Source organism: Roseivivax sp. CAU 1753 (assembly GCF_054482575.1).
This window is the reverse complement of the sequence record NZ_JBTLRF010000002.1, coordinates 41,010-58,453: the sequence shown is the minus strand read 5'-3', so window position 1 is coordinate 58,453 and position 17,444 is coordinate 41,010. Positions and strand designations below refer to the sequence as shown.

Here is a 17,444-nt window from a genome sequence, read left to right as displayed (position 1 = left end):
CAAACCTTGCCCGTCCCCGCGAAACCCGGTAAGCGCCGCGCCAGCACATATTTATCGGGGGTTTGTCCATGTCTGCGCCGAAGAAAGTCGTTCTGGCCTATTCCGGGGGCCTCGACACGTCGATCATCCTCAAGTGGTTGCAGACAGAATATGGCTGCGAGGTCGTGACCTTCACCGCCGATCTGGGTCAGGGCGAAGAACTCGATCCCGCCCGTCAGAAGGCCGAGATGCTGGGGATCGACCCTGAAAACATCTACATCGAAGACGTCCGCGAAGAGTTCGTGCGCGACTTCGTTTTCCCGATGTTCCGGGCAAATGCGCTTTACGAAGGGCTTTATCTGCTGGGCACGTCCATCGCGCGCCCGCTGATATCGAAACGGTTGGTGGAAATCGCTGCCAAAACGGGCGCGGATGCGGTGGCGCATGGTGCGACCGGCAAGGGCAACGACCAGGTCCGGTTCGAACTGGCGGCCTACGCTCTCAACCCGGATATCAAGGTGATCGCCCCCTGGCGACTTTGGGATCTGACGTCGCGCACCAAGCTGCTGGACTTCGCGGAAAAAAACCAGATCCCGATCGCCAAGGACAAGCGGGGCGAAGCGCCGTTTTCGGTCGACGCGAATCTCTTGCACACCTCGTCCGAGGGCAAGGTGCTGGAGGACCCCGCCGAGGACGCCCCCGAATATGTCTATCAGCGCACGGTCAGTCCCGAGAATGCGCCCGATACGCCGGAATTCATCGAAGTGACCTTCGAAAAGGGCGATGCGGTGGCGATCAACGGCGAGGCAATGTCGCCCGCGACGGTCCTGACCGCGCTGAATGAATATGGGCGCGTGCATGGCATCGGGCGGCTCGACCTGGTCGAAGGGCGCTTTGTCGGCATGAAATCCCGGGGTATTTATGAAACCCCCGGTGGCACGATCCTGCTCGAGGCACATCGCGGCATTGAACAGATCACGCTGGATCGCGGCGCCGCGCACCTCAAGGATGAGCTGATGCCGCGCTATGCGGAACTGATCTACAACGGCTTCTGGTTCTCGCCCGAGCGCGAGATGCTGCAGGCCGCCATCGATCACAGCCAGGCCCATGTGACGGGCACCGTCAGGCTGAAGCTTTACAAGGGTCTCGCACGCACGGTCGGTCGCTGGTCGGACCATTCGCTTTATTCCGAGGCGCATGTGACCTTCGAGGACGATGCCGGTGCGTATGATCAGAAGGATGCGGCAGGCTTCATCCAACTGAATGCGCTGCGGCTCAAGCTGTTGGCCGCGCGCGACAAGCGCCTGAAAACCTGACTGCGCTGGGCGCGCGGTAGACCGGCGCGGCGCGTCGCTGAAGGCGCGCGCACCGGCAGATCTGGAAGATCGGATTTCATGACCCTGAGCGAGATCGCGGACATGCTGCGCCCCGGACTGGCGCGCAGACCGCTGTCGGAGACCTTGAAATTCGATTGCGGTGAAGCCGGTTCGAACACGCTGGACGGGGCCGAGGCGCGGCTGTCGAACGAGCCCACCGACTGCACCATCCGGATCAGCGAGGCCAATCTCGAACGGCTCTTGACCGGCAAGCTCCATCCGATGACGGCCTTTGCAACCGGCAAGATCAAGGTCTCCGGGGATGTTGGCGTGGCCATGAAGTTGAGCCAGCTGCTGAAATAGGCCGCTGTCTGGTCCGGCGGGCAAAGCCCAGGCAGATCAGGAAGGCGCATCGGCACCGCGCGCCTTGTCAGGTGCGCGGTGCCAGTGCAGTTTCCAAACCGTCGCGCTTACTTGACGGCGATGGTCTGCATGACAAGGTCGCCATCGACGCGGATCGGCCCGTCTTCCTTGGCCCCAAGGGTATATTCGAAGGTACCGGCCTCTGTTCCGCCCGCTTCGGAATGCACCATCAGCATGAGCATGTCGCCCGCGGCCACGTCCTCGGTCAATTCCGCGGATACGTCGATGTTCTCGCCTTCGGTCAGGGCGGCATGTCCGACAACCGGGCCGGGCTTCATCTCTGCGTCGGTGCGGTGCACGACCAACCAGCCGCTTTCCGTGGCCACGACCTTGGACGCGATCACCATGCCATCGGTAACCGCCTGGTCGCTGGCTTCGACCATGGGCGTCATCGCGTGTGCGGCAGCAAATGCCATGCCGGCGGAGAGCGTAAGCGCGGTGGAGAGCAAAAGGGTTTTCATGTTCAGAACTCCGTTTATGGGTCGGTGCCGGACCTCAGTGGTCGGCCCGATCATGGACAGACACGCAACGGACGACCGCGCAGTTTCATCGACGGCAATTTGTTTTCGCGGAGCGATCGCCAATTCCGGGTTTGACCCGCGTTTGCACGCAAGGGCTGCGGGCCGAGTGGCTATCGGGACTCCGGCGTCGTACCCTCCTTGGGCACATCCGCGTGTCGCGCCGCCAAGATTGCGGAAATCGCATAGGCACGCTCCGGTGTCAGCCCGGCCATGATCGCGGCTGCGACCTCCGGTTTCATGCGCCCCATGAACCCTGCCGCGAATTCCGGCGCCATCTCCTGAAACAGGGTCGCCGCGTTCTTGGGCTTCATCCGGGAATAGACCTCGGTCAACCCGGCGACATCCGCCTCTGCGGCACCCCGTGCCAGTGAAATGGTCTGGCGCAATCGCGCTTCAGCGTCGACCAGGGCATCCATCTTCTCGGTGATTTCCAGATCGGCGACCTTGAGCGCCTTTTCCCGCAGCTGCACCGCGCGCTCGCGTTTTTCCAGGCGGGCTTTCTGCTCGCGCAGCGCCGCCAAAAGCGTGTCAGGCGCGGCGTCGCTGAATTCCTGCTGCTCGGTCGATCCGGTCGGGTCCGTCGTCGCCGACGCGGCGGGCTCGCCCGCGGCACGGGCCATGAAGGCGTCCGCGCCAGACAAGACCCGCAGCCCGGCGGACCCGATCATCAGCCCCGCGAGCACTGACAGTGTGCCGATACGCGGCAAGCGGCGAACAGGGTCTTTCGGCTTTGCGTCGCTCATCCGGTGGCCTCGCGTCTGGGGTGGCGCGCGAATACCGGCGTGGGTTGTGTTGGTGGCGGTGCAGCGGTGGGTATGGGATCGGGTTGGGGCGCGGGCGGAGCGGCGTCCTGAAGATCGTGCAGCGACGCGACCAGCAACTCGAGCCTTCTGGCGGCTTCTTCCGCGCGCGCGGTAACCTCGGTGAGCGACGCACTGGACGCACCTGCGCTGGTCTGGGCCACAGACAAGGCCTTGCGCATGTCGTCGACCTGGGCCGACAAAACCGCGACGGCGCTACCCATGCCCCCTTCAAGGTTCTTGAAGGCCTTGAGGCGCCTGGACAGTACGAAGCAGTAGAAAGCGGCGCCCAGCGCACCTGCAGCCAGCAGGATATCGGCGATGAGTTGCATGATGACTCCCGTTAGTTCAGCACAAATTCCATGACCAGAAGGTCGCGCATCCGGTCTTCCCCGAGAACCAGTTGAAGGCGGCGCGTCAGCTGCGCACGGATGACGAACAGCCCGCCCGGTGCCTCGATATCCGCGGGCTCCAGCGCGCGAAGATAACCGTTCATCACATCAAGAATGCGCGGCTCCAGTTTGGCGACATCGGCCTCTGCCCCGGGAACGGTTTCGATCGCGGCGGTAAACAGCAGGTGTTGCGCGCGCGATTCCGGCCCGAGCGATACGACCAAGGGTGACAACTCCACGAATCGGACATCGGCAACGTTTTCGCCGTCATACATTGCCGGCAGTATCGGTGCCTTGTCGGACCCGCCGACCGCATGTTCCGCATCGTCCTTTTGCCCAAGCAAAAGTCCGGTCGATACAGCGTAATAGCCGCCACCGCCGCCCAGAAGCGCCAGAACCAGACCCGCGATAAGCGGCTTCTTTCCGGATTTCTTGGGGACCGCCGCATCGGCACCGTCCGCGTCTACACTTGCATCTGTCATCGACACTCCTTTTCGAGTCGCAGGACCAGATAAACGTGAATGAGCTAACCGCCTGTTAACGGGGATCGGCGAAATCTGGTGTCAGGCCAAAGAAATTGGCCGGGAATCAGGAGGTCGGATTTGGCCCAGCTATTGGCGCTCTGGAATGGATTGTCCCTCGGGCGGAAAGTCGTGGTGGCCCTGTCGACCGCATTGATGTTCGCAGCTGTTCTGGGGTTGGCCCGAATGGCGTCGAAGCCCGACATGACGCTGCTTTACGCGGGGTTGGAGCCGCGTGCCGCCGCCGATGTCATTGCGGCGGTCGAGGCTCGCAATGTGCCCTACGAGGTGCAAGGCGGGGCGATTCTGGTACCACGTGCGGACCGCGATGCGCTGCGGTTGACGCTGGCTGGCGATGGCCTGCCCGCCAATTCCGCGCAGGGCTACGAGATACTTGATTCGCTGACCGGATTTGGCACGACATCGCAGATGTTCGACGCCGCCTATTGGCGTGCCAAGGAGGGCGAATTGGCGCGAACCATTGTCGCCACACCGCTGATTTCCTCGGCGCGCGTTCATATCGCCATGTCGGCTGCCAATCCGTTCCAACGCGATGTGACGCCGTCGGCTTCGGTTTCGGTGACCGGGGCAAACGGTGTGACCGACGCCGATCAGGCCCGCGCGATCCGGTATCTGGTGGCGTCGGCGGTTCCCGGTCTGGTGCCGGATGACGTGTCCGTCATCGACAGTCGCGGCGGGCTTCTTGGCGCGGAAAACGACCAGGGCATGGCCTCTGCCGAAGACCGGGCGGAATCCCTGCGCAACCGCGTCCAGCGAATCGTGGAAGCGCGGGTCGGGTCGGGCAACGCGGTTGTGGCCGTCAGCGTCGATACGGTAACCGAAAGCGAACAGATCCGCGAACGCACCCTAGATCCCGATGGCCGCGTCGCGATTTCGTCCGACACCGAAGAGCGGACCGAGCAGTCCAACAACCAGGACGGCGGTGACGTGACCGTGGCATCGAACCTGCCCGATGGCGATGCGGGTGGCGCCGACAGTTCGAGCGCGCAGCAAAGCGAGACGCGCGAAAGGGTCAACTACGAAGTGTCCGAGACGACCCGTGAAATCCTTCGCGCGCCCGGTGCGATCCGCAGGTTGACCGTGGCCGTTCTGGTCAATGGCCAGCAGGAACAGGGCCCCGACGGCCCGACCTTCGTCCCGCTTCCCGAGGATGAGCAGTCCGCCCTGCGTGACCTCGTGGCCTCGGCGGTCGGCTTCGACGCCGATCGCGGCGACGAGATCACCATCCGGTCGATGCCGTTCAATGCGCCCGAAGGCCTTGGCACCGAAGCGATCAACCCCGGACTTTTCGCCGCGGCCTCGCTCAACCCCATGCGGCTGATACAGATTGCTGTGCTGGCTTTGGTGGCCCTGATCCTGGGGCTCTTCGTGGTGCGACCGATCCTGTCGCGCGGGGCATCCGGTTCTGCGGCACTGCCGCCACCCGCCGCGATGGCCGTCGCGGGGCCCGCGCAAAAAACCGCCGCCCAGACCGGTACCGACACAGCCATCGACACACCGCTGACCGGCGAAATCGATCTGGGCGACGGATTTCATCCGATGGGTGCCGCAGGCACGGGCGGCCAGGACCGGTTCGCCTCGCTTGAGGATCTGTCGACGGAAGACCCGGTGGACCGCCTTCGCGGCCTGATCGGTGAGCGCAAGGAAGAAACGGTCGAAATCCTGCGCAGCTGGCTCGAAGACCGCCCCGAGGAGACAAGCTGATGCGACTGGCAGACCTACTCGCCGACTTCACCACGTCGGGCATAAGCTTCGGGACCGCAGCAGGTGACAACCTGGATGCCAAGGAACAGGAAAAGCACGACCTCGCGACCTTCGATCAGGGCTATCGCGCAGGCTGGGACGATGCCGTCAGCGCGGTCGATCAGGAAGGCAAGCGCCTGCACAGCGACTTCGCCCAGAACCTGCAGGATCTCGCCTTCACCTATCGCGAAGCTTACGGCCACATCCTGGCCGCGATGGAGCCGCTTCTGACCGAAATCGCTGACACGATCCTGCCGGCCGCCTTGCATGACAGCCTTGGGCGGCATCTTACGGACCGTTTGCTGGACCATGCCAGAAGCTGCGGCGAAACCCTGGTCGAGATCGCGGTGTCCCCTGCCGAGCTATCGCTGGTCGAGCCGATGGTCGACGCCGATACCGGCTTTCCGATCAAGGTGGTCGCCGATGGCACCCTGATGCCAGGGCAGGCCGACATCCGCTTCGGCGACGATCACGAGGAACGCATCGATCTGACCGAAATCGCATCCGAGATACGCGAAGCGATCACCGGCTTCAGCACCGAAACACGGAGAACCGCCCATGGATGATACCACCGCCGCGCCGAAGCCGAAGGCCGAGACATCGCTGACCCAGGTTCCGATCGAAATCACGGTGTCGGTCGGACGCGCGCGACCATTGGTGCGCGACCTGTTGAAGCTGGACAAGGGTTCGGTCCTGACCCTCGACAAATCGCTCGACGATCCGGTCGAACTGTTCGTCGGCGACAGGTTGATCGGGATCGGCATTCTCGAGGTTGTCGAAGAAGGTGAAGGCGCCCGGCTGGCCGTCCGGCTGACCGAAGTCGCCGACATCAGCGCCCGCCCGTGATCCCACGTTGTCCAGCCGCGATGCCGTGTCCAAATCGGCACGAGCCGTGCCTCAGCGTGCGCGCCACGACCGGGCTTGGCCCGCATTGCGGCATGTCCAAAACGGTGGCGACCGTGTTCGCGACACTGATCCTGACGCTCGTTCTTGCGTCCCCGGTCGCAGCGCAGGGAATCAGCATCGATCTGGGTGAAGGCGGCGGGTTGACCGCGACCAGCCTGCAACTGATCGCCCTGATCACATTGCTGAGCCTCGCGCCCGGAATTGCGATCATGATCACGTGCTTTCCGTTCATGGTGACCGTCTTCGCGATCCTGCGACAGGCTATCGGATTGCAGCAATCGCCGCCCAACATGCTGATCGTCAGCCTGGCGCTCTTTCTGACCTACTTCGTCATGGAACCCGTCTTCTCGGCCGCCTATTCGGCGGGAATAGAGCCGCTTCTGGCCGAGGAACTGGACATCGTGCCCGCGTTTTCCGCAGCGTTGGAGCCGTTTCGCGACTTCATGGCCGGCCGTGTCGACCCCGACACGTACCGCGCCATGGCCGACCTCAGGCCGGATGCCGCAGGGACCGATCTGTCGCCCGATGCGCCCCTGTCCGTCCTGATCCCCAGCTTTCTGTTGTCGGAAATTGCCCGCGCCTTCCAGATCGGGTTCCTGATCTTCCTGCCGTTTCTGATCATCGACCTCGTGGTGGCCGCCATCCTGATGTCGATGGGCATGATGATGGTGCCGCCGGCGATCGTTTCGCTGCCGTTCAAACTGGCGTTTTTCGTCATTGCGGATGGCTGGTCCCTGCTCGCGGGATCTCTCGTGCGGTCCTACTTCTGAAGCCATATACAAAAGGTTCGCAGGGCGATGCGCCATCGTTCCAGCCCGCGCAAAGCCAAGGCCTGTGTGCCACCAACCCTGGGGCAATACGCCCACGCGCACCACGTCGCCCGCCGGATCAATGTGTCCAATCCAGGGGCGGGGCGGCAGAGAAACCCTGAACGCCCCGCGCGAGGTCAGGTCCGGCCTTCGTGCCCGGCCCTCTGTGCGGACGTCTCAGCCCAGAACCCGGCTGATCGCGCGCGCGGTCTTGTCGGCGACCTCGTCCGCCTCGGCTTCGGTCAGGCAGAACGGCGGCGCGAATCCCAGAATATCGCCCTGCGGCATGGCGCGACCGATCACCCCTTCGTCCAGCAGCGCCGCGGCGACCGCAGCGCTGGTTTTCGCCGAGGGATCAAAGAAGGTCCGGCTTTCGCGATCCTCGACCAGTTCGACCGCACAAAGCATTCCGTCGCCCCGGACATCCCCGACATTGGGGTGACTGCCGACAGCCTCTGACATGACCTTGTTGAGATAGGCCCCGACGCGGCCCGCGTTGCCGACGAGGTTCAGCGCGTCGATCAGCTTGAGGTTCGCAACCCCCGCCGCCGCCCCGATGGGATGCGCCGAATAGGTCCAGCCATGCCCGATCGGGCCGTATTCGTCGGTGCCCTGCTCCAGAACTTTCCACATCTTCTCCGACACGATCGAGCCGGAAAGCGGCGCATAGGCCGAGGTCAGACCCTTGGCGATGGTCATCAGGTCCGGCGTCAGGCCGTAATGCTCGGACCCGAACATGGTGCCCAGGCGTCCGAAGCCAGTGACCACCTCGTCGGCGATCAGCAGGATGTCGTGCTTTTTCAGCACGTCCTGGATTGCGGCCCAATACCCCTCAGGTGGCGGCACAATACCGCCGGTGCCAAGGATCGGCTCACCGATGAAAGCCGCGATCGTATCCGCGCCTTCCCGTTCGATCAGCGCCTCCAGTTCGGCGGCGCAATGCGCGGTGAACTGTGCCTCGTCCATCGATAGGTCGGGGCGGCGATAATAATACGGAGCCTCGGTGTGGACGACCTGCGCCAGCGGCAGATCGAATTTCTTGTGGAAAAGCTCAAGCCCGGTCAGCGACCCGGTCACCAGCCCCGACCCGTGATAACCCCGCCAGCGCGCGATGATCTTCTTCTTCTCCGGCCGCCCGAGAATGTTGTTGTAATACCAGACCAGCTTCACGTTGGTCTCGTTCGCATCCGATCCGGACAGCCCGAAATACACCTTCGACATATGGTCGGGCGCACGATCCAGGATCATCTTGGACAGGGTGATCGCCGCCTCGGTGCCGTGCCCGACATAGGCGTGGTAATAGGCCAGCTCCTTTGCCTGAGTTGCGATGGCATCTGCGATTTCCTGACGCCCGTAGCCGACATTCACGCAGTAAAGCCCGGCGAACGCGTCAAGCATCCGGTTGCCCTCGCGGTCCTCGATGTGGCAGCCGCTGCCGCCGGTCATCACACGGTGCGGCACGTTCCCGCGGGCAAACTCCGCCAGATGGGTCGACGGATGGAAGAAGTTCTCACGGTCCCACTTCTCGAGCATGTCGTTCTTGAGCATCGGGTGTTTCCTTTCTCGTCGCGCTTAGGCCTCGGGCCACGCTTGCGGTTGCTTGATGTCACGCCCAGTCGCGACAGACGTACTTGATCTCGGTGAAGGCTTCCAAGCCCTGTCTTGCACCCTCGCGGCCCAGCCCCGACTGCTTCATGCCGCCAAAAGGGATCGGCGCGCCCGTCACTTTCGTGCGATTGACCGCCACCATGCCGAATTGCAGCTTGCGGCTGACCCGGTAGATCCGGCGCGGATCGTGACTGTGCACATAGGCGACCAGGCCGTATTCGGTGTCATTGGCACGCGCGATCACTTCCTCCTCGGTGTCGAACGGCAGGATCGCCGCGACCGGGCCAAAGGTTTCCTGCCTCAAAATGTCCGCATCCGCTGGCACGTCCGCCAGAACCGTGGCGGCATAGAAAAGCGGGCCGAGGTCGAGACGCCGGGCGCCGCCGCATTTCAGCACCGCCCCCTTGGCCAGCGCATCGGCGACGTGGGCCTCCTGTTTGGCGACGGCGGCCTCGTTCATCAACGGACCGAGATCGGCATTGTCCAGTCCTTTCGCCATACTCAGCGCCTGCGTCGCTGTGGTAAACCGCGCAACAAAATCATCATAGATCGGGCGTTCCACGAAGATGCGGTTGGCGCCAAGGCAATCCTGACCCGTAGTGGCAAACTTTGCCTTGATCGTCTCTGACACAGCCTGATCCATGTCTGCACCCTTGAAGACGATCACCGGGGCATGGCCGCCCAATTCCATGATCAGCGACTTCATCGTGCCCGCGCATTGGCGGTAAAGCAGCCGTCCGACCTCTGTCGAACCGGTAAACGAAAGCACGCGCACGCGATCGTCCTGCGTCCAGGGCTCGACGATGGTCGGGGCATGCCCGGTCACCACGTTGAATACCCCCGCCGGAAAGCCTGCGCGCTCGGCCAGTTCCGCCAGCGCCAGTGCCGAAAACGGCGTTTCCGCCGACGGATGCGCCACAACCGTGCATCCTGCCGCAAGCGCCGCTGCGGCCTTCCGCGTCAACATTGCCGCCGGGAAATTCCAGGGCGTGATCAACGCAGCCACCCCGACCGGCTCGCGCCAAAGCTCCATCTCGGCGTCGGGCAGATGCGAGGTCACGCCCTCGATATTGGGCCGCCGCGTTTCCTCGGCGTAGAACTCCACGAAATCCGCCGCATAGGCGATCTCGCCCAGCGCTTCCGAATAGGGCTTTCCCTGCTCCAGCGTCATCAGAAGCGCCAGGTCTTCCTGGTGCGCCAGCATCAGTGTGTACCAGCGGCGCAGCAGCCGCGCGCGCTCCTGCGGCAGGGTCTCGGCCCAGGTCGCGAAGGCCGCGTGCGCTGAATCCACCGCACCGCGCGCTTCCTCGGCAGAAAGCGACGCCACCTCGCCCAGCCATTCCCCATCCGCAGGGTTTGTCACGGCGACCGCGGCACCGTCCGCGGCCCCCGTCCACTTGCCGTCGATATACGAAAACGATCGCACCAGCCGCCCATCCCTGAGCGCGGCAAGTGGCGATTTGGCAAACATCCGGTGCATGGTCATCGGGCGGATCCTCGAAAACAGGGGCTTCTATTTCCGATCACCCTACCGCTCCCGCACCAGAGGACGGGTCCAAAGATCGCGGTGCCGCCAGAGGAATTGCACCGCTCTCCGCCCGCCAACCAGAGGAATCCTCTGCCCGGCCGTCATGCCTTTCCATTTTGAAAATACGCATGCGACACTGCCACAGGGGCTTGCTCAGGGCGTCTCTCCAAGCAGTCCCAACGGCAGCCCATAGCTCGATTTCACCGGCTTCGTGACGATGTAGGTGTAGTACCGCGCCAGTCCGATCTCGGCGGCCAGCAACCGGTCGATCAGTCTCTGATACGTGTCGATATCCTTGGTAACGACCTGGATGAGGTAGTCGAAACCCCCGCCCAGCGCCCAGGCCCAGGTTATTTCGTCATGGGTCCGCAGGGCGGTCTCGAACAGCTGGAAATCCCGGGCGCGGTGCTTGTCGAGCTCACATGCCACGAACACCGTCACATGCGGGCCGAAGGCTTTGTAGGCGATACGCGCGCCATAGCCTTCGATGACACCGGCCTGCTCCAGTTTCTTCAGCCGTTCCCAGGCGGGCGTCGGCGACAGGCCGACCCGGTCCGCCAATTCGGCCTTGGTGATCCGTCCCTCGGCAGAGAGTACCCGCAAGATCTCGATATCCCGCGAATCGAGCCTGACCATGCCTAAACCCCGATCCAGAAGTCCGCGACGCCAGACCGCGCGGCGCGCAGCACACTGCAAGCGGCCAAAGTCTGACTGAGGGTCGCGGCGTCGTACATCGCCCGACCATGGCGCGGGCGGGCGGGAATGGAAAGCGCAGGTGTCGCCTTCCGACCATCACCGCCAAACCGGGCGAAAAGGATCGCCGCATGGACACACACGCCGATCTCGACAGCCTCCGATCCTGTTGCGTGCGCGCGCCACAGGGTCCGGTCGCGCCGTGCCCGCCTAGAGATCGTAGCGCTGGAGCCGCTTGTCCACGACCGCGCCATTGGCGAGCCTCTGCCCCTCGATCCGACCGTACTCCTCGAACCCACGGCTCTGATAGTAGATCAGGCCACCTTCATTCTCGGCGCGGATAGTCGCGTCGATCCAGGCAAATCCCAGAGCGCGCGCCGCCTTTTTCGACGCCTCGAACAGCGCCGATCCGATACCAAGCCCGGTCTGTCCGGCACGGGTGAAGGTGGCGATGGTGCAGGCCCCGGGCGGCAGGTCCGGGTTCGGCGCGATGTACTGAAAGCCAAGGATCGCGCCGGTCTCGTCCTCGGCCAGGTGCCAGGCGCAGGCGTCGCCATGCCTGTCCATCCAGCCATAAAGCGCTTCCGCCGTTACCTCTCGGGTGATGGCGGTTGTCCCTCCGGCGCGGGTGATCTCGTTCAGAAGCGCGGCCATCTGCCGGAAATCGAGCCGCCCTGCCCGGCGGACCGTGATCCTCATGCGCGCTCGAGAAGGGCCGCGTGACGCGCCGTGAACGCTTCGCGGACCGCAACCGGTGGCCGCAGCGTGATCGACAGGCCGTCGATCACCTCGGGCGGCGGTCGCCCGAAGAAGCGATCGGCCTCGGCCTCGGCGAAACCCGCGATCTCGGTCGCTTCCATCCAGGCCGAATGCTTGTCGGCCCTCTTGATCAGCCGCTTGAGCGATATCGGCGTCAGCGCAGGCAACCCGAAGCGAATGTGGATCGCGGCAGACAGCCGGTCATCCAGCGCGCCATATTCCGGGCCCACCGCCGCCTTTACCGGCGAGATCATGTCGCCGATCACGTATTCCGGCGCGTCATGCAGCAACGCCGTCAGCCGGTCCGCGGCACCCGCCTTGGGGCAGAGTCGGGCAAAGATCGTCTCGACCAGCAGCGAATGTTCGGCCACCGAATAGGCATAGTCGCCCCGCGTCTGGCCATTCCAGCGGGCCACAAAGGCCAGCCCATGCGCGATATCCTCGATCTCGATATCGACCGGCGTCGGGTCCAGCAGATCGAGCCTGCGCCCCGACAGCATCCGCTGCCATGCGCGCGTCTGTTTGGGGGGCATCGTCTCTCCTTTTGCGGCAAGGCAAATGGGTAGACCCGCGTGTGTGCCCTGTAAAGATCCGCCCCGTCGCGCCGCCCCGAACATGGCACGCGGCCCGCGACAGATCTCAACGCATGGATCAATTGTCCTGAATGGGTCTTGATGCTATCTGCGCTGCAACGGATTTTGCAGGATGGACCAGATGGCCAAAGACTACATCGTGAAGGACATTGCGCTTGCCGCCTACGGGCGCAAGGAGCTTGATATCGCCGAGACCGAGATGCCGGGGCTGATGGCCTGCCGCGCGGAATACGGCGAGAGCAAGCCTCTCAAGGGCGCGCGCATCGTCGGATCGCTGCACATGACGATCCAGACCGCCGTGCTGATCGAGACACTGACCGCGCTTGGCGCGGATGTGCGCTGGGCGTCGTGCAACATCTTCTCGACCCAGGATCACGCGGCGGCGGCCATCGCCGAAGGCGGCACTCCGGTCTTCGCCATCAAGGGCCAGACGCTGGAAGAGCATTGGGATTACCTCGACCGGTCCTTCATGTTCGAAGACGGCCCGAACATGATCCTCGACGATGGCGGCGATGCAACGCTTTACGTGCTGCTGGGCGCGCGCGCCGAGGCGGGCGAAGACATCATCCCGGTGCCGTCCTCGGAAGAGGAAGAGGTGATCAAGGCGCAGATCAAGAAACGCATGGCGGCAAGTCCCGGCTGGTTCACCAAGGTCCGCGATCAGATCAAGGGCGTGTCGGAAGAGACGACGACGGGCGTGCACCGGCTTTACGACCTGCACAAGAAGGGCCAGCTGCCCTTCCCGGCGATCAACGTCAACGACAGCGTCACCAAGTCGAAATTCGACAACAAGTATGGCTGCAAGGAAAGCCTGGTCGATGGTATCCGCCGCGCCACGGACACGATGATGGCCGGCAAGGTCGCGGTCGTGCTGGGCTATGGCGACGTCGGCAAGGGATCGGCGGCCAGCCTGAGCGGCGCTGGCGCCCGCGTGAAGGTGACCGAGGTCGATCCGATCTGCGCGCTTCAGGCTGCGATGGACGGCTTCGAGGTGGTGCGGCTGGAAGACGTGGTCGACAGCGCCGACATCTTTATCACCACCACCGGCAACAAGGACGTGATCCGCATCGAGCATATGCGCGAGATGAAGGACATGGCGATCGTCGGCAATATCGGCCATTTCGACAATGAAATTCAGGTCGCCAATCTGAAGAACCACAAGTGGACCAACATCAAGGAACAGGTCGACATGATCGAACTGCCCTCGGGCAATCGCATCATCCTGCTGTCCGAGGGGCGTCTGCTGAACCTCGGCAACGCCACCGGGCATCCGTCCTTCGTCATGTCGGCGTCCTTCACCAACCAGGTGCTCGCTCAGATCGAGCTTTGGAAGAACGGCGGTGAATATGAAAATCAGGTCTACATCCTGCCCAAACACCTCGATGAAAAGGTTGCGCGGCTGCATCTGGACCGGATCGGCGTCAAGCTGACGGCGCTCGCCCCCGAGCAGGCCGCCTATATCGGCGTTTCCCCGGACGGCCCGTTCAAGCCCGAGCACTATCGCTACTGACGTCACGTCATGTTGCCTGTTGCCGCCCCGGTGCCCCTTGCCCCGGGGCGCCGTCATGCCCCGCAAAGGACGGTTTTCGGGGCTTGAAAGGCACGAATGAGGCTCTGATACGGCCTGAAACCGCGTCAGGGTGTTTTTCGCTTGAGCGGTCACCACCCATTTGCGTAGTTTTCGGCCAAGGTGCCCACACGACACAGAAGGGGACCGGAACAAAACAGGGAAGATGGACATGGGAAAACGCGATGATCTGATCGTGAAATATGCAGACGACCTGCGCAGCAAATGCGGGATGGAACCCGACATGGACCTGCTGACGAAGGTCACGATCGGCTGCGGCCCGGCAATCTACAACGACGACGCATCCACGGTGGCAGGCTCTGACAAGGCCGAACTCGAGACGATCAAGAAGAATTTTCTGATGAAGAAGCTGGGCCTGTCGGACAATGGCGACCTGATGGCCGGCATCGATGCGGTGATCGAGACCTATGGCCGCTCGGAGCGCAGCAAATACCGCGCTGTGGTCTATTACATGCTGACCAAGCACTTCAACAAAGAGAGCGCCTATCGCTGATCGGCCTTTCGACTGCATGACAGCGCCCTGTCGGATGGTCCGCGGGGCGTTTTCATATCATCTGTCACGATCCGGGCGGATCAAGCGCTAAGGGTCCACGCCGCCCAGCGCGCAGATGATGCGCCACTCCGCGGCTGTGACCGGCTGCACCGACAGGCGCGCCTGCTTGACCAGCGCCATGTCCGACAACCGCGCGTCCGCCTTGATCTGATCGAGCGTTACGGGGGTCGGGAAGGGGGCGACGGCCTTGATGTCGACACACTCCCAGCGGTCGTCATCGGTGGTGCTGTCGGGATGCGCGGCAGCGATAACCTCGACCACACCCACCACGGACCGCTCTTTCTGGGAATGGTAGAAGAAGCCGCGATCGCCGACGGCCATCTCGCGCATGACGTTGCGCGCCTGATAGTTGCGCACGCCGTCCCATTCCTCGCCCGCGTCACCCTTGGCGACCTGATCGTCCCAGGACCAGGCCGAAGGTTCGGATTTGAAAAGCCAGTACCGCATCAGCCGATGACCCGCTTCCATTCAATCAGATCGACCTCGACGAAAAGCCCGGCCCTGGCGTAGGGATCGTTTTCGGCCCAGGCCTCTGCCGCTGCCATGTCCGAGACATCGAGGATCACCAGAGAACCGGCCATCTCTCCGGATTGTAACAGCGGTCCGGCCTGCGCGACGACACCGGTGGCGTCGATATATGCCAGATGCGCATCCCGGTTGGCTTTGCGGATCTCCAGCGCGCCGGGTTTGTCCCGGGCGATCAGTGCGACAAGCATGAGGGTCTCTCCTTCGGATGTGGGGTCAGGCTTTGGCCCCTTTTTTTCCCGCACCGACAAGCGGCGCGGCATCGGTATCGAGCGGCCAGCGCGGGCGCGCCGCAAGGGTCATGTCGGATCGAAAACCGGTGGCGAACAACTCGGCTCCCGCATAGGCGATCATCGCTGCGTTGTCGGTGCACAAATTCAGCGGTGGGGCGGTGAAGGTGACCCCGTGTTGGTTGCAAAGCGGCTCTAACTCACCACGAATAGAGCTATTCGCCGCCACGCCACCGGCGATGGCGAATGCCGGGCTTGCGGGCGTCTCGTTCAGGTAAATTGCCAGTGCGCGGCGCGTCTTTTCGGCCAGAACATCCCGCACGGCCGCCTGGAACCCGGCGCAAAGATCGTGCCGATCCGTCTCGGACAGGCCGCCTTGCGCCGTGACCAGCGTGTCGCGTTGTCGCAAGAGCGCGGTCTTGAGACCGGAAAAGCTCAGATCGCAACCCGGGCGGTCCAGAAGCGGCCGTGGAAACCGGAAGCGCATCTCATCGCCCGCTTGCGCGGCCTTTTCGACCGAGGGCCCGCCCGGCTGCGCGAGACCCAGCAGACGCGCGGTCTTGTCGAAGGCCTCGCCCGGGGCGTCGTCGATGGAGCCCCCCAGACGCGTGAAATCATCCGGCCCGCGCACGATCAGGAACTGGCAGTGACCGCCCGAGATCAGCAGCATCAGGTAGGGATAGGCCAGATCGTCGGTCAGACGCGGCGTCAGCGCGTGCCCGGCCAGGTGGTTCACGCCGACAAGCGGCTTGCCGGACCCGGCCGCCAGCCCCTTGGCGCACATGACGCCGGACAGGACCCCGCCGATCAGCCCGGGGCCGGCGGTCACGGCGATGGCATCGACCTGCGCCAGAGTGAGACCCGATTGCGACAGGGCCGCCGCCACCGCCAGATCGAGCTTTTCCGCATGCGCGCGCGCCGCAATTTCGGGCACGACACCGCCAAAGGACGCATGCAGCGCCTCTTGCCCCATGACCACGTTGGACAGCACGGCGCGGCCGCGCACCACCGCCGCGGCGGTGTCGTCACAACTGCTTTCCAGTCCCAATACGGTCAGCGGGGCGTCCATCATTCATATCCGTTGCGCCAGAGCGGCCCTCGGGGTAGCACCAAAGCTGGCCGGGCCACAATATCGGCGGTGTATATGCCTGCTCCGATCCTACTTCTGACGCGGCCCAGAGCTGCCTCCGAGCGGTTGCTCTCGGACATCATGGCCGAGGGGATTCGGCCCGAGTCAGCGCTCATCAGCCCGTTGATTGACATTGTCATCGACGGTCGCCTGCCAAAAATGTCGCAATATCGAGGGCTTGTCTTTACCTCCGCCGCCGGGGTCGAGGCGTATGACGCCTTGCACGGACCGCACCGCGATGTCTGCTTTACCGTTGGGCATGCCACCGCCGAAGCGGCCCGTGCGATCGGTCTGAACCCGGTATCCGCGGACGGCAATGCAGACGCGCTGGTGGCGCTGGTGCTGGCGGCGGATCCGGTCGGCCCGTTGCTGCACCTGCGGGGCAAGCACAGCTGCGGAGAGGTGGCGGCGCGGCTTACTTCGGCGGGAATAGAGACGCATTCGGCCGTGCTTTACGATCAGGTGCAGCGACCGTTGAATGCCCTTGCGGCACAGGCCATGTCCCGCAACCGGCCCATCGTGGCCCCGGTCTTTTCCACCAGAACCGCAGAAGCACTTGTTGGGGATGGTCCTTTCCGTGCGCCGCTATATCTTGCTGCGATAAGCCGCGCGGTGGCGCGGCCATTGCAAGCACTGTCCCCCGTCGCAATGGTCACGGCAGATCAGCCGAATGGCGCGGCGATGCGAAAGTGCATTTTGCAATTGTGGTCACGGGCGCAATCGCTTGAGGGCAGGGAAGCAGGCCAGTAAGGTCGGCACAACACCGGCGCATCAGCCGCTGGAGACAGATTCGAAAGGGAAGGACCG

General features: G+C 63.6%; 21 protein-coding genes. 9 read left to right on the top strand and 12 right to left on the bottom strand.

Annotated elements, in window-relative coordinates:
• The first annotated feature begins 68 nt into the window (after positions 1 to 68).
• Positions 69 to 1,295: an argininosuccinate synthase gene (locus ACXYMN_RS05175; protein ID WP_459012424.1), complete on the top strand. Its 1,227-nt coding sequence runs from the start codon at positions 69 to 71 to the stop codon at positions 1,293 to 1,295.
• 78 nt (positions 1,296 to 1,373) lie between these two features.
• The gene (locus ACXYMN_RS05170) at positions 1,374 to 1,658 is read left to right on the top strand and encodes an SCP2 sterol-binding domain-containing protein (RefSeq protein WP_459012423.1); all 285 of its coding nucleotides are present in this window, start codon (positions 1,374 to 1,376) and stop codon (positions 1,656 to 1,658) included.
• Between the two features lie 107 nt (positions 1,659 to 1,765).
• Here ACXYMN_RS05170 and ACXYMN_RS05165 read toward each other — a convergent pair whose 3' ends face one another.
• The 4 genes from ACXYMN_RS05165 to ACXYMN_RS05150 form a co-directional block, all read right to left on the bottom strand.
• Positions 1,766 to 2,179: a DUF7282 domain-containing protein gene (locus ACXYMN_RS05165; protein WP_459012422.1), complete on the bottom strand. Its 414-nt coding sequence runs from the start codon at positions 2,177 to 2,179 to the stop codon at positions 1,766 to 1,768.
• Between the two features lie 170 nt (positions 2,180 to 2,349).
• Positions 2,350 to 2,982 carry a MotE family protein gene (locus ACXYMN_RS05160; RefSeq protein WP_459012421.1) on the bottom strand — a complete coding sequence of 211 codons (633 nt, stop codon included), beginning with the start codon at positions 2,980 to 2,982 and terminating at the stop codon, positions 2,350 to 2,352.
• Positions 2,979 to 3,371 (bottom strand): hypothetical protein, encoded by a 393-nt coding sequence (locus tag ACXYMN_RS05155; protein ID WP_459012420.1) that lies wholly within the window; start codon positions 3,369 to 3,371, stop codon positions 2,979 to 2,981. The genes ACXYMN_RS05160 and ACXYMN_RS05155 overlap by 4 nt, the downstream gene beginning before the upstream one ends.
• Before the next feature lie 11 nt (positions 3,372 to 3,382).
• On the bottom strand, positions 3,383 to 3,913 hold the full coding sequence (locus ACXYMN_RS05150) for a flagellar basal body-associated FliL family protein (protein ID WP_459012419.1): 531 nt from the start codon (positions 3,911 to 3,913) through the stop codon (positions 3,383 to 3,385).
• A 120-nt stretch (positions 3,914 to 4,033) separates the two neighbouring features.
• On the opposite strand from ACXYMN_RS05150, the gene fliF reads away from it, so the two are divergent.
• From fliF to fliP, 4 genes are all read left to right on the top strand, one after another.
• Positions 4,034 to 5,677, top strand: coding sequence for a flagellar basal-body MS-ring/collar protein FliF (gene fliF / locus ACXYMN_RS05145; protein WP_459012418.1), 1,644 nt, complete (start codon positions 4,034 to 4,036; stop codon positions 5,675 to 5,677).
• A complete protein-coding gene (locus ACXYMN_RS05140; protein WP_459012417.1) occupies positions 5,677 to 6,282 on the top strand; it encodes a FliH/SctL family protein in 606 nt (201 codons plus the stop codon). Before fliF ends, ACXYMN_RS05140 begins: the two co-directional genes overlap by 1 nt.
• Entirely contained in the window at positions 6,275 to 6,562 is a 288-nt protein-coding gene (locus ACXYMN_RS05135) for a FliM/FliN family flagellar motor switch protein (protein WP_459012416.1), read from the top strand. Before ACXYMN_RS05140 ends, ACXYMN_RS05135 begins: the two co-directional genes overlap by 8 nt.
• 92 nt (positions 6,563 to 6,654) lie before the next feature.
• Positions 6,655 to 7,392: a flagellar type III secretion system pore protein FliP gene (gene fliP, locus ACXYMN_RS05130; RefSeq protein WP_459012883.1), complete on the top strand. Its 738-nt coding sequence runs from the start codon at positions 6,655 to 6,657 to the stop codon at positions 7,390 to 7,392.
• Positions 7,393 to 7,608: 216 nt separating this feature from the next.
• Here the strand turns inward: fliP and ACXYMN_RS05125 are convergent, their stop codons facing one another.
• From ACXYMN_RS05125 to ACXYMN_RS05105, 5 genes are all read right to left on the bottom strand, one after another.
• On the bottom strand, positions 7,609 to 8,979 hold the full coding sequence (locus ACXYMN_RS05125) for an aminotransferase (RefSeq protein ID WP_459012415.1): 1,371 nt from the start codon (positions 8,977 to 8,979) through the stop codon (positions 7,609 to 7,611).
• A gap of 58 nt (positions 8,980 to 9,037) precedes the next feature.
• Positions 9,038 to 10,525: an NAD-dependent succinate-semialdehyde dehydrogenase gene (locus ACXYMN_RS05120; RefSeq protein ID WP_459012414.1), complete on the bottom strand. Its 1,488-nt coding sequence runs from the start codon at positions 10,523 to 10,525 to the stop codon at positions 9,038 to 9,040.
• Between the two features lie 195 nt (positions 10,526 to 10,720).
• Complete coding sequence (locus tag ACXYMN_RS05115; RefSeq protein ID WP_459012413.1) at positions 10,721 to 11,203, bottom strand: Lrp/AsnC family transcriptional regulator; 483 nt, start codon at positions 11,201 to 11,203, stop codon at positions 10,721 to 10,723.
• Positions 11,204 to 11,470: 267 nt separating this feature from the next.
• Positions 11,471 to 11,959, bottom strand: coding sequence for a GNAT family N-acetyltransferase (locus ACXYMN_RS05110; RefSeq protein ID WP_459012412.1), 489 nt, complete (start codon positions 11,957 to 11,959; stop codon positions 11,471 to 11,473).
• Positions 11,956 to 12,552: an HD domain-containing protein gene (locus tag ACXYMN_RS05105; RefSeq protein ID WP_459012411.1), complete on the bottom strand. Its 597-nt coding sequence runs from the start codon at positions 12,550 to 12,552 to the stop codon at positions 11,956 to 11,958. Before ACXYMN_RS05105 ends, ACXYMN_RS05110 begins: the two co-directional genes overlap by 4 nt.
• Positions 12,553 to 12,733: 181 nt before the next feature.
• On the opposite strand from ACXYMN_RS05105, the gene ahcY reads away from it, so the two are divergent.
• Entirely contained in the window at positions 12,734 to 14,122 is a 1,389-nt protein-coding gene (gene ahcY / locus ACXYMN_RS05100) for an adenosylhomocysteinase (RefSeq protein WP_459012410.1), read from the top strand.
• A 229-nt stretch (positions 14,123 to 14,351) separates the two neighbouring features.
• Entirely contained in the window at positions 14,352 to 14,693 is a 342-nt protein-coding gene (locus ACXYMN_RS05095) for a DUF2853 family protein (protein WP_459012409.1), read from the top strand.
• A gap of 87 nt (positions 14,694 to 14,780) precedes the next feature.
• Here ACXYMN_RS05095 and ACXYMN_RS05090 read toward each other — a convergent pair whose 3' ends face one another.
• The 3 genes from ACXYMN_RS05090 to tsaD are packed head-to-tail and all read right to left on the bottom strand — an operon-like array spanning position 14,781 to position 16,577.
• A complete protein-coding gene (locus ACXYMN_RS05090) occupies positions 14,781 to 15,200 on the bottom strand; it encodes an EVE domain-containing protein (protein WP_459012408.1) in 420 nt (139 codons plus the stop codon).
• A complete protein-coding gene (locus ACXYMN_RS05085) occupies positions 15,200 to 15,469 on the bottom strand; it encodes a YciI family protein (protein ID WP_459012407.1) in 270 nt (89 codons plus the stop codon). The genes ACXYMN_RS05090 and ACXYMN_RS05085 overlap by 1 nt, the downstream gene beginning before the upstream one ends.
• 25 nt (positions 15,470 to 15,494) lie before the next feature.
• Positions 15,495 to 16,577, bottom strand: coding sequence for a tRNA (adenosine(37)-N6)-threonylcarbamoyltransferase complex transferase subunit TsaD (tsaD, locus tag ACXYMN_RS05080; protein ID WP_459012406.1), 1,083 nt, complete (start codon positions 16,575 to 16,577; stop codon positions 15,495 to 15,497).
• Between tsaD and ACXYMN_RS05075 the strand changes: the two genes are divergently transcribed.
• On the top strand, positions 16,461 to 17,387 hold the full coding sequence (locus ACXYMN_RS05075) for a uroporphyrinogen-III synthase (RefSeq protein WP_459012404.1): 927 nt from the start codon (positions 16,461 to 16,463) through the stop codon (positions 17,385 to 17,387). The two genes, tsaD and ACXYMN_RS05075, sit on opposite strands and share 117 nt — an antisense overlap.
• Positions 17,388 to 17,444 lie beyond the last annotated feature (57 nt).